The organism is Hydrogenophaga sp. (assembly GCF_018780075.1).
Classification (GTDB): domain Bacteria; phylum Pseudomonadota; class Gammaproteobacteria; order Burkholderiales; family Burkholderiaceae_C; genus Hydrogenophaga.
On record NZ_JADMKB010000044.1, the window covers coordinates 38,632 to 50,863 of the forward strand.

Consider the following 12,232-nt stretch of genomic DNA (forward strand, 5'->3'; position numbering starts at 1 on the left):
TTTTTCGATTTCTGTCGGTGATTCAATGGTTGACACCATCGCGGCGCAGCACCCGCCACACCGTGAGGACAATGATCTTCAGGTCAAACCCAAAGGATTGGCGCCGGAGGTACTCGGCATCCAGGCGGACTTTGTCCGGGATCGGCAACTCGTCGCGTCCGTTGATCTGGGCCCAGCCCGTCAGGCCGGGCACCAGCCGTTCCACACCCGCCTCCGTGCGCAGCTGGATCAGGTCGTGCTGATTGAACAGCGCGGGGCGGGGGCCCACCAGACTCATGTCGCCCCTGAAGATGCTCCAGAGTTGCGGCAGTTCGTCCAGACTCGTCCGGCGCAAAAACGGCCCCACCGGCGTCAGGTATTGGTCGGGTTCCGACAGCAGGTGGGTGGCCACGGCGGGCGTGTCCAGTCGCATGCTTCGAAATTTGGGCATCTTGAAAATGCGGTTGTTCCGACCCACCCGATCACTCCAGTAAAGCGCTGGCCCGGGGGAGGTCCAGCGGACGAGCAGGGCAATCAGCCCGATGGGCAACAGCAGCAGCAAGCCGGCACAGACCACAAGAAGGAGATCGAAAGCGCGCTTCATCCCCTGAGATCCTGTACCGCGAGCTTCAGAGCCTGTTGCACCGTCCATGGGGGCGTCCAGCTCAAAACTTCCCGAGTATGCCCGATGTCGACCTGCAGCGACCCGGTCAGCCGCTCGATTTGAGGGGTCTGACCGGTCAGACGGCCGGCCAGACGCAGCCAAGAGACCGGCACCGGCAGCAGTCTCGCAGGACGTCCCATGGCCGTCGCCAACCCCCGGATCAGTTCGGGGGTGGACATGTCGTGGTCGTCGGACGCGAGAAGGGTTTGACCGGCCGCAGCAGGGTGGTCGATGCAGATCTGGAGCAAGTCGGTGAGATTGTCCAGGGCCAGCAGGGACCGCCGGTTGTGAATGCCCCCGAGCGGCAGCGGAAGGCCTCTGGCCACCCACTGCATCAGCCGCAGGAAATTGGCTTTGGCGCCGGGGCCGTAGACCAGCGGGGGGCGCACGACCACGATCTCCAGCCCCGTGGTCGCCGACACCGCCCACAGGGCCTGCTCGGCTTCCCATTTGGATTGCCCATACGCATCTTGAGGGGCGGGCGTGGACCTCGCGTGAAATGGGGCACCGGGAAGCGTCTGCTCGCCATGCACTTTCAGCGAGCTCACGAACACCAGGCGCCTGACGCCGGCGGCTGCCGCGGCCATGGCCAGTGCCCGCGTTCCATCGACGTTGACCCGGCGAAACGCGCCCAGTGGATCCGGGTGTTCATCGTGCACCACATGCACCCGCGCCGCGCAATGCACCACGCAGTCCACACCTCGCAGCGCGTGGGTCCAGTCGGTGTCCGGTCCGATGTCACCGATTGCGCGGGCGCCGGCCGGATGGGTCTGGTCGGCGGTGCGCACCAATGGCACCACGGTGCGCCCTTGCGTTCGCATGCTCGCGCACAGGGCCCGACCCACGAAGCCGCTGGCGCCGGTGACGGCGATGACTCCAGCCATTTACCGCTTCTGGTCCCGGTTTTCGAGGGTCAGCGAGCGGATTTCCTCCATCAGCTTGCGGTTGGCCGAGAGCAGATCGGCGACGAACGCGATCAGGATGGTGTGGAAGCCCATGATGAGCAGCGAACTGGCCAGGATCAGCGACTGCACATGACCGTCGTAGTCCTCGGTCAGCCATTTGTAGAGGAAGCGCAGGCCAATGAGAAAACCCAGCGCAAAGAGGGTCAACCCGATGGACGCAAAAAACCGGAACGGCCGGTAGATCACGAACACGCGGATGATGGTGATGATGCTGCGGCGGATGTACGAAGAGATGCTCTTGACCAGGCGCGAGGGTCGCAGGTCGCCATTGACCCGGATCGGCACCGAGGTGATGGCCATGTTTTTCTGTCCCGCCTGGATGATGGTCTCCAGGGTGTAGGTGTAGTCGCTGAACACGGCCAAACGGCGCGCGGCCGAGCGGCTCATCGCGCGAAAGCCGCTCGGGGCGTCGGGGATGTTGGTCTTGCTGGCCACCCGGACCACCCAGCTGCCGAGCTTCTGCAGCAGCTTCTTGACGGGGCTGAAGTGTTCAATGGCCTCGATGGGGCGGGCGCCCACCACGATGTCGGCCTTGCCGTCCAGAATGGGCCGGGTCAGCGCGGGGATGTCGTCGGCGTTGTACTGGTTGTCGGCGTCGGTGTTGACGATCACGTCTGCGCCATGCTCAAGGCAGGCCTGCAGACCGTTCATGAAGCCGCGTGCGAGACCCTGGTTGGTGGTGTGGCGAACCACGTGGTCCACGCCGTGCGCCAGGGCCACCTCGACCGTGTTGTCGGTGCAGCCGTCGTCGATGATCAGCCACTCCACCTGGTCGAATCCGGGCACCTGGCGTGGCAATGCGGCCAGGGCGATGCCCAGGGTGGCTGCTTCGTTGTAGCAGGGGATCTGGATGATGAGTTTCAAACTGGACTCCGTTGGATGGTGATCTTGTGTAGGGGGAGCTTCAGCAGCCGCGACTGTTGAGCACGTTCATGGGGCACACCCGTCGGCCATGAACTGGCCAAAACTGCCGTCCCGGAACTCCGCCATCAGCCGGATGTCGCAGGCGACCAGCGAGCTGGGGAGGCGGCGGGCGGTGAAAGCGAAGCCTGCGTTCATGGCCTGTGGGGTCCCCAGGGCCGCGGCGACGTCCTCGCGCTTCACCTGCACCGGCGTCGAGGCGATGAATTGATTCTTCGCGAGAATCCAGAGGCGAGGCACCTTGTCGCCGCGCTGTGCATCGAACACCCAGCCTTTGGCTCGCAACTCGCCGTTCGTGAGGGTCAGTGTTTCGAGGCGTCCGGTCACGGTTTCGCGCAAGGGCATCTGCAGCGGCTGGGTCTGGAGGTTGCTGCGGTCGGTGTAGGCGAGGTTCTGTGGCAGGTCCTGCAGCGCCTGTTGCTGCTTGAGCAGGACGACCGGCGACGAGACCCAGAAGACCCCGAGCGCACTGGCCGCAAACACGGTGGTCACCGTCTGCTTGAACCAGCCCGGTTGGCACAACACGAAGAACGGGAACCAGATCACCGGCAGCAGGTATGCGTAATAGCGGGGCTGCAAACCGGACAGCATGCCGTTACCCAGGTAGGCCCGGTAACCGAACACCAGGTGCAAGGTCAGGGTGGCCAGCGTGGCCAGTGCCAGCGCATCGAAAAAACGGATCGCCGTGCGGTCCGCGGTCAGCAACGGTGTGCTGAACCTCACCACCAGCCAGCCCACCAGGGGCAGGCAGACCATGGTGTAGAAAACCGGCAACCACCGCTCTTCGATGGGCGCCACGCTCAGGTGCGACAGGATGCCCGGCAAACGCCGCCACATGGTGTAGACGTATTCCTGGCTGTAGCCCAGAAAATCCAGCGGTGCCTTAGGTGGCACGAGCACGTAGAGATCAGAGGGTTTGGGGAAAAACGAGCCATGCGTCAGCCGGATGGCGACGTAGTACCCGCCCACAACGGCCGCGAACACCGCGCCATGGCGCCAGGTGCTCTGCAGCAGCATGACGGGGTGGAGACGGCGCAGGTTCAGCACCGCCAGGGCGCCGAAGAAGAACACCATGAAGGCCAGCCCGGTGGCTTTGGTCAGAAAGACGATCACCAGACCCACCAACAAGGCCGTGTACGACCCGGTGTGGCGCCCATGGCGAGCCGGGTTCATGGCACGCGCGAGACCGTAGAACCCCATGGCCATGCCCGTGTACAACAGGGTGTCGTTGGTGACACTGCCCGCGAGGTAGGCGAACATGGGAATGCCCGCGCAGGCAAACAGCGTGAGCGCGACCGCACCGGGCTGCATCTTGAATTCGCGCGCGGTCAGCACCGTGAAGACCAGGCCCAGGCCCACAAATCCCACACCGAACAGGCGGAACACCAGGTAGTTTGCTTTGGGGTTGAGGACAAACACCTTGCCCACCACACCCAGGGCGCTGTAGTACAGCGGCGGATGCGCCAGGTAGTTGGGGGACTGTCCGAAGCCCATGAGCTTGCCGGTCTTGAAATCGGGCAGGGCGGCGGGCGACTGGATGCTGTCCCGGATGTAAGACAGGTGCGGCACCTCGTCCGGCGGGTAGCTGTAAGGCGTGTTGTAGGCCATCACCACGCTCTGCAGGACGATGAACACGAGCATGAACAGCGCCAGCGGCATGTGGGCCCAGGTGCGGTAGCCCTGAGCACAGGCTGAAAGCAGGCGCTTGATCATGCTCGGTCGGTCCGGTGGTGGCGTGGGCACACGTCAGACGGGCTCGGCATGCCGGACGCGGGGTGGCCACGCGAGACCGAAGTCCTCGTGGTCCAGCGATAGGTAGGGGCTGTACGCTGGGTCACGGGCCATGAGTTCTGGCCAGCGCTTCCACATGTGGTCCACTTCCTTCTGGTAGCGGGCTTTCTTCTCCGGGGTGTCCTCGTAGCCACGGGTGGCCGATTCATGGTGAAACAGGAGGGCGTGGGGTGTAAAGAGATTGCGGAGCCCGAGTTCCAAGAGCTTCAGGCAAAGGTCCACATCGTTGCAGGCGACCTTGAGGTTGACGGCATCGAATCCGCCCACCTGATCAAAGTGGCTCTTCTGCACGGCCATGCAAGCGCCAGTGACAGCACTGAAGTTGCTGGCCAGAGTCGCCCTGCCAACATAGCCATGTGCATACAAGGAAAAGCCTTTGTGGGCGTGGCCTGCCCAGCCGCCGATCCCCAGGACAACACCCGCGTGCTGGATGGTGGTGTTGGGATACAGCAGCTTGGCTCCGACCGCGCCAATGCCTGGCCGGCAAGCTTGACTCACCAGCTCTTCCATCCAGTCGTGTGCGATGACCTCAATGTCGTTATTGAGGAAGCACAGCACATCCCCGGACGCCTGCGAAGCCCCGAGATTGTTGATGGCCGAATAACTGAAGGGTGAGTCGTCGCGGATGACACGGAAGTTGTCTGTCATGGCCAGCTCGGCAAAGTAAGCCATCGCTTCGGGATCGTCCGATCCGTTGTCCATCAGCAGGATCTCGTAGTTTTTGTAGGTGGACTTTTCCCGAATACTTTCCACGCACATCCGAACAAGCTCGGCCTTGTTGCGTGTCGGAATGATGATGCTGAGCTTCGGTGCCGGTTTGGGCAGGCGGTAACGCACCCGGTAACCATGGCCCACAAACTGAGCCCTCGCGTTGACCCCGGTGCGCTTGAAGTGGTCGTTGAGGGCTCGCTCGCCCGCCAGCATGGCGTAGGGCTTGATCGTGAGGTCGGCCGTGGCGGTGCTGCCGGCGTGGGCGCGCCAGTGGTAGAGGATGAAGGGCACGTGCACGATCTGGGCGGGCGTGACGTGCTCGATCACACGCAGCACCAGGTCGTAGTCCTGCGCTCCGGCATAGGCTTCCCGCAGGCCGCCCACCTGGTTCATCAGGTCGCGCCGGTAGAAGGCGAGGTGCGTGACGAGGTTGTGCGAATAGAACAGGTCAAGGTTCCAGTCGCATTTGAAGTAGGGGTCGTAGCGTTTGCCGTCGTCGCCGATCTTGTCTTCGTCCGAGTACAGCAGGCGGGCGTCCGGGTGCTGGGCGATGGCCTTGACCATGTACAGCAGGGCGTGCGCGGGCAGCACGTCGTCGTGGTCGAGGAAGCTGATCCAGTCGCCGGTGGCCAGTGCCAGCGCGCTGTTGGTCGCGGCGGAGATGTGGCCGTTCTTCTCGCGGAACACGAGCTTGATGCGGGGGTCGCTCGCTGCGAGCTTTTCCAGAAAGGGGCGCACCTCGGGATCGGGCGATGCGTCGTCGGCAATGCACAGCTCCCAGTTCGGGTACAGCTGGTTCTTGACCGACTGGACCGCCTGGTCGAGCCAGTCGAAGTTGGCGTTGTAGGTGGGCATGATGACCGACACCAGGGGTCCCTCACGCATGGCGTCCGCGTCCATTTTCAGTCGCTTGAGCGCGTCGCCGTCCAGCGTGTCGTAGCGCCGGACCCACTCCTTGTAGTCTCTGGGGTCGAGCGTCTTGGGGGCGTGATCCGCTGCATCTGCGGGCGCCGCCGCCCCCTCAGCTGCGTTTGCGTGCATGGCCTGCCTGATGGCCAGCGGCAAGCCCTTGCCTGCCGCTAGTGCTTCGCGAAACACGCGGACCGAGTACTTGACGTCTTGCGCCAGCACGCTGATTCGCCTGAGCGGCGCTGTCACGCGCCAGCTGGTGGACTGGTACAGGTTATGGATGTGGGCCGTATGCGCCTTGGCCGCTTCTTCGTGCGCCAGAACCCGTTGGGTCAGCGTCATCACCTGGTGCTGTGCCGACACAAGTTGCAGGTTTCGATCGGTGTAGTCCTGAAGCAAATCCACGAGCTGCTGTTCGCGGTCTTTGAGCTCTTCGGCCAGTTGCGCAAGTTCGTCTTCAGCGGGCAAAGCGCTGGGGGTGAAGAGGGCGGCGGTGTCGGTGCTTTGCATGTTGTGCGATCAGATCAGGTCGGCTGTGCGCAGCTCGCGCAGGCGGCTGCGGTACGCCGTTGCCACGGCTTCGATGGAGAAATGTGTCCGGATGTTTTGGCGCGCGGCCTTGGCCACCGCAATGGCTTCGTCCCGGTGCTCGAACACGCGGCGCAACTGCTGGCGAGCTTGCGCCACATCGGGGTCACACCAGTACTGGCCTTCGTGCAGGATGTAGTCGTTCGCTGTCAATGACACCAGGGGACCGTCGACGAGGAAGCTGGTCAGTGGCGTGCAGAAGTCCACGTTGCCGGAGAAGTTGGTGGTCACCGTGGGCAGGCCCAGCAGCATGGCCTCGGCAATGATGCGGCCGAAGCCCTCGGAGCGGTGCAGCGAGACATAGGCGTCGCACGAGGCCATGAGCTGGGTCAGCTCGACACGGCCCATCGTGCGGTCGATCACCACCACGCGGTCATCGCCGTTGAGCTCGGCCTCCAGTGCCTGCCAGGTGGCCGACGTGCGGTCCAGGCTGATGGCCTTGATCACCAGCCCGACGCCGCGCTCGGCACCAAAGGCTGCCTTGAACGCACGCACGGCCGCGATCGGGTTCTTGCGCGACAGCCAGGAGTTGCCGTCAAACATCACGAGGAAGTGGAAGCGGTTGGCCGGCAACCCGAACTGCGCACGGTTGGCGCCGGTCGGTGCGGGCACTTCCACCGCCAGGGGCATTTTGCGCACCGGCTTGTCGGTGCGCCCGGCAAAAACGTTGCGAACGAATTCGCTGAACACCCAGATTTCGTCCACAGAGCCAATGACGCCCATCAGGTGCTCGGGCCAGACGGGCAGCTCCCAGTGCCAGGCTCCAACGTTGTAGGTGCCCGAGTTCAGCAACTGACGCCCGCCCTCCATGCCCAGGCGGATGATTTCCATGGGGGGCAGGCAGTAGAGCGAAACCGGCCAGCGAGGCTGCTCGACGATCAGCGCTTCGAGCGAGTGGTCCAGCTTGTCGGGCCCTGGGATCGGCACGTCGATCACGGCGTGTGGAACGCCCGCGAGTTGCGCCGAACGCGCGGCCATGCGCACGTCTTCCGCGATGCCGATCACGCTGCGGGCGTAGCCGACGATGTTGATGCCAGGCGGCTCCGCAGACGGGTCGGTGAAGAGCTGGGACACACCAGCGTACTCGGTGTTGCCGTACTGTGCCCACCAGGCCAGCAACTGCTCGCAGCCCGCCTTCTGACGCAGGTCAAAGGCCTGCTGCAGGTCGCCGCGGGTGGACCACACCATGTAGACCGGGTAGGGCAGGGGCACGGCGCAACCACCGCCCGGCGCCTGCAGGGCGTTGAATGCGGCGGCCCTCTGGTGCAGCTGCCGGCGCAGGCCGGTGTGGTTCATCAGCGACCACGCCGGCACCGCGAATTCCGCGCAGCCGCTGCGGTGCCACCACAGCAGACCGTTGAACCAGTTCCTCTCGGACACTGGGGCGAACTGCGACGGGTCCAGGTCGCTGCGCCCTTCGACAATCAGCGAAAGTACATGGGACCAGGGCCATGGGCCGTCGCCGTGCGCATCGACGGCCAACAGCTCAGGCGCCAGCCGCCAGTCGACACGCAGGTGCTCCTTGTGACCGAAGTTGAACCACCAGCGCAGGAAACCGATGCGGCCTTCCGCACTGCCGATGTCGTGTGAGCTTTGCAGATCGGGGCGGTCGCCCCAGATCAGGCGCAGCGGCTGGGGCAGGTCCACGGTGAAAGCCTCATGGCCGATGACGGCTTCACGGCTGTGTTCCCGGAAACCGGGCATCAGGTCGAGTACGGTGGGCCAGTTGCCCCTCAGCGGGAAGGACAGACCGGTACCTTGTTCTTCCAGGAAGCGGGAAACGCTGTAGCTGGCGAGGAAAGCACGGTCGGCTTCACTCAGGCGCCACTCAATTTCAGGGTAGTCAAGATTCAATTGACCTTCCCACCGGGCATAAAGCCCGACACGGTCCTGAACGCGAAGGAGGTCAAAGTGCTTCAATTCCGGGCGAATCGCCACCACGACCTGGATGCCCGCCGGCACGCCCATGGGCCAGTCGGTCTGGCCAATGGGCGCCTGAGCAGACCAAGCGGTATGTGATGTCACCAGTGTTCCTGTCTTCGAGCGCCCGGCGGGGGCAGGTCAAGTCCGTGGACGAAGACCCCAGCCGGCGCTCCGGCAGCCCGTCCCGGGCAACCCGCAATTATAAGTTCGCGGTTTCCCGGCCTCCCGGGGCTGGTGAGCGTTACGCGGCAGCGGCGTCGAGCATGCTCTGAAGGGTGTCGCCCAGCGTGTACGGCGCGAGCTCCCCCACGCAGCCCAACAGCTTGTCCGGGCTGCCACACAGGCGGTGCACCTCGCTGGCCCGAACGAACGCGGGATTGACGGCGACCGCCATCTGATGCCCAGTCAGTCGTTCCAGCCGATCCATCACACCTTGCAAGCTGTGGGTTTGTCCCGAGCAGATGTTGTAGGTTTCGCCGGGTTGCCCTTTGTTCAACAGGGCCAGATAGGCTTCACAAACCATGCGCACATCGTTGAACTCCCGCTCCACGTGCAGGTTTCCCAGTTCGATTTGGGGCGCTCGGCGGGCGAAATGGTCCACCAGCTTGGGAATCAGGAAGCTGGGTGACTGACCCGGCCCGGTGTAGTTGAAGGGCCGGGCAATGACAACGGACAGGCGGTCGGCGTGGGTGAGCGCCATGTGCTCCATGGCCAGTTTGCTGGCGGCGTAATGGTTCACCGGTGCCGGCGCCTGCTCTTCGGAGATCGGCGAACGCTCGCAGTTGCCGTACACGTTGGCACTGCTCGCGATCAGCACCCTGGGCCGCCTGGCCGCGGCCGTCTCGGACACCAGGCACTGCAGCAGGTTGGTGGTGCCCACCGTGTTGACCGCGTAGAACGCGGCATTGTCGGCATGGCCGACAAACGCAATCCCCGCCAGGTGAAGCACGGCGTCCAGAGGGCCACAGGCCGACAGTGCCAACCTGATGGCGTTGACATCGGTGAGATTGGCCTCCAGGACCGAGACGCTGTGTCCGGCCGCCTGCGCCAACGAAATCAAATGGCGCCCGGTGAAGCCCGATGCACCTGTGACCAGCAGTCTCAAAATGAGCCCCCACCCTGGTTGCGACGCAGATCGGCCTCGACCATCATCTGGCAGAGTTGCTCTAGGGTCGTGGACGGTGCCCACCCCAGTTTGGCCTTGGCCTTGGCTGGGTTGCCGATCAACAGCTCCACCTCGGCCGGGCGGTAGAACTTGGGGTTGATGCGCATCACGGTCTTGCCCGAGGCGGTGTCGATGGCGGTTTCGTCCTCGGCCGCGCCCCGGAAATCGACCTCGATGCCGGCGCCCTTGAACGCCATGCGGACAAAATCCCGGACCGTTTCGGTGCGGTTGGTCGCGAGCACAAAAGTGTCGGGCTCATCGGCCTGCAGCATCAGCCACATCCCCTCCACGTACTCCTTGGCGAAACCCCAGTCCCGCTTTGCATCCAGGTTGCCCAGTTCCAGGCAGTCGAGCTGGCCCAGCTGGATCTTGGCCACGGCATCGGTGATCTTGCGGGTCACGAACTCGCGGCCACGCAGCGGGCTCTCGTGGTTGAAGAGGATGCCGCTGCTGCCAAAGATGTCGTAGCTCTCGCGGTAATTCACCGTCATCCAGTGCGCGTAGAGCTTAGCCACACCATACGGGCTACGGGGATAGAACGGGGTGTCTTCGACCTGCGGCACCGCCTGCACCTTGCCAAACATCTCGGAGGTGCTGGCCTGGTAGAAGCGGATCTTGCGGTTCACCAGACGGATCGCTTCGAGCAGGTTCAGGGCTCCAATGCCGGTGATCTGCGCTGTGGTGCTGGGCTGATCGAAGCTCACGCCAACAAAGCTCTGCGCGGCCAGGTTGTATATCTCGTCCGGCTGGACCTTCTGCACCAGCGCGATGCTCGAACCCAGGTCGGTCAGGTCGTACTCGACCAGGTGCAGGTTCGGGTGGTTCTGGATGCCCAACTCTTCAATGCGCCAGAAATTGACGGAGCTAGTGCGGCGGTAGGTGCCGTAGACGGTGTAACCCTTGCCCAGCAGCAGTTCTGCCAGATAGGCACCGTCTTGGCCTGTGATTCCGGTGATGATGGCAGTTTTCATATGGACAGCATAAAGATTGATGGATTAATGTGATTGAAGTTTAGACATCTTTTCTGCCAGGTCACGTTCGTAGATCCAAATCTGATAGCCGTTGGAAGGAATGATTTTTTTAGCCCGCCCAAATTGCCCCTCAATGAATGCCCTGAAGGCAGTTGCTTCTCCATCGGTCAATAAAAGAAATGATGGACCTGCTTCTTGTCTATACCAGTCATGGCTGATCATCACTGGATATGGACGAAACGTATTGGACGCTATTTCAATTGGGCGCACTTTGACGGCCTCTGATGTAAGGATTGTGACCGAGGATGCGTTCCAATACGTGGCATAACCTTTGCTGGTATTCAACTTTATAAGTTCACGTGCAACTCGAATCGTGTTGGTCTCTGTGATCGATGCTGCAGCCTGGACCTTATAGCGAATGTATGAAATCCAGCAAATGCAAGTCAATAAAAATGCAATGAGCAGTAAGTCAAGCCTACGTTTGTTAGAAAACCAATTTCCAATGCAAATGGAAGAAACAAGAAAAAGAATCGATACTGGTGTGGTGAAGTACCTAGTAGTCCATGGGTTCACAGCCAGCGGTACGAAAAACACGTAGAGAACTATTACAGGAATAAATGAGGCAATGAACGCAATGCCCATTGCCCGATAGAAATCAAATTGTGTGTCTTCCGTGCTGTCTTCTCCAATCCACCAGATGAAGGCGGCCACAGAAAACAATACAACCAAGCTCCCAGATATGGCGAGATATAAACCTGCCAAAGCTGTTCCACTAAAGGCAGCTGGATCAAGACCTAAATATTCCACCCAGCCATTTAAGAATATGGAAAAATTTGAATGAATTTGCTTGATGTTTGCTAGCTGCAGTGCGGAAGCATGATCTACGGTTTTTGAAAAACCAAACCTAAAAGAATTGTAATAGATTGCAGATGCGATCAACCAGCCGATCAATACGGCTCCAATTCGCCAAGCCGCAGGTGCAAGGGTGGGGGCGGTGAAAGGGATGCGCCAGTGGTATGCCGCCAAGAAAGCTAGAGCTGGCAAGGCATACATGAGCATGGATCGGCTAGGATTGCTGAGGCTAACTGCGGCAGAAATCAACACCGCAAGCAATATTTCTCTAGAGCGAGGACGTGTAAAGCGATTTTTGGCAAAAACAGCAATGGTCAAAAAAAATGCACACACCCACCAAAAGTACGTGGTTTGTAAGAGAACCATCTGGGTGTACTTAAAGGAAATGCCACTGGCGAATAGTGCCATTGGCAAAAAATAGGAATTATGGGAATGAGTTTTCAGCGTCCAGTGAACTGAAAAAAGAAAGACCCCCGTCAATATTACGCTGACGACAGCATGCAATTCAAAGCTATTGGGGAAGAAGTGTAGCAGAGGTGCAATGATGAGTGTTCCAGAGGGAAGCATTAAATCCCCATTGGCGGTAACCCAATTTTCTGGAAACAGTCTGCCATGCTGATATACTTCGCGAGCGAGCAAGTTAAGCACGGCATCATCGGAAGTGAAGTTCTGTCTCGACTGGAATGCCAGATACTTGAACAGGAGGGCGCACAAGAACAACAAGGATGCTGCACCAAAGGCATTTAGCGCTAATTCAGATCTTTTGCTGAAAAATGATTGAAATGTCATTGTG

The 12,232-nt window shown here is 61.3% G+C and carries 9 protein-coding genes; all 9 read right to left on the reverse strand.

Features of this window, described 5'->3' with window-relative positions:
* Positions 1-22: 22 nt before the first annotated feature.
* On the reverse strand, positions 23-583 hold the full coding sequence (locus IV088_RS10245; protein ID WP_291101529.1) for a sugar transferase: 561 nt from the start codon (positions 581-583) through the stop codon (positions 23-25).
* Positions 580-1,527, reverse strand: coding sequence for an SDR family oxidoreductase (locus IV088_RS10250; RefSeq protein WP_291101446.1), 948 nt, complete (start codon positions 1,525-1,527; stop codon positions 580-582). The genes IV088_RS10245 and IV088_RS10250 overlap by 4 nt, the downstream gene beginning before the upstream one ends.
* On the reverse strand, positions 1,528-2,472 hold the full coding sequence (locus tag IV088_RS10255) for a glycosyltransferase family 2 protein (RefSeq protein ID WP_291101448.1): 945 nt from the start codon (positions 2,470-2,472) through the stop codon (positions 1,528-1,530).
* A gap of 66 nt (positions 2,473-2,538) precedes the next feature.
* Complete coding sequence (locus tag IV088_RS10260) at positions 2,539-4,242, reverse strand: glycosyltransferase family 39 protein (protein ID WP_291101452.1); 1,704 nt, start codon at positions 4,240-4,242, stop codon at positions 2,539-2,541.
* A gap of 33 nt (positions 4,243-4,275) precedes the next feature.
* Positions 4,276-6,450 (reverse strand): glycosyltransferase, encoded by a 2,175-nt coding sequence (locus tag IV088_RS10265; RefSeq protein WP_291101455.1) that lies wholly within the window; start codon positions 6,448-6,450, stop codon positions 4,276-4,278.
* A gap of 9 nt (positions 6,451-6,459) precedes the next feature.
* Positions 6,460-8,553 (reverse strand): glycosyltransferase family 4 protein, encoded by a 2,094-nt coding sequence (locus IV088_RS10270; protein WP_291101458.1) that lies wholly within the window; start codon positions 8,551-8,553, stop codon positions 6,460-6,462.
* A 139-nt stretch (positions 8,554-8,692) separates the two neighbouring features.
* Positions 8,693-9,556, reverse strand: a complete 864-nt coding sequence (locus tag IV088_RS10275; RefSeq protein WP_291101460.1) for an NAD-dependent epimerase/dehydratase family protein — start codon at positions 9,554-9,556, stop codon at positions 8,693-8,695.
* Entirely contained in the window at positions 9,553-10,587 is a 1,035-nt protein-coding gene (gmd, locus tag IV088_RS10280) for a GDP-mannose 4,6-dehydratase (protein ID WP_291101463.1), read from the reverse strand. The genes IV088_RS10275 and gmd overlap by 4 nt, the downstream gene beginning before the upstream one ends.
* Before the next feature lie 24 nt (positions 10,588-10,611).
* Positions 10,612-12,228, reverse strand: a complete 1,617-nt coding sequence (locus IV088_RS10285; protein WP_291101465.1) for a hypothetical protein — start codon at positions 12,226-12,228, stop codon at positions 10,612-10,614.
* Between the last annotated feature and the right edge of the window lie 4 nt (positions 12,229-12,232).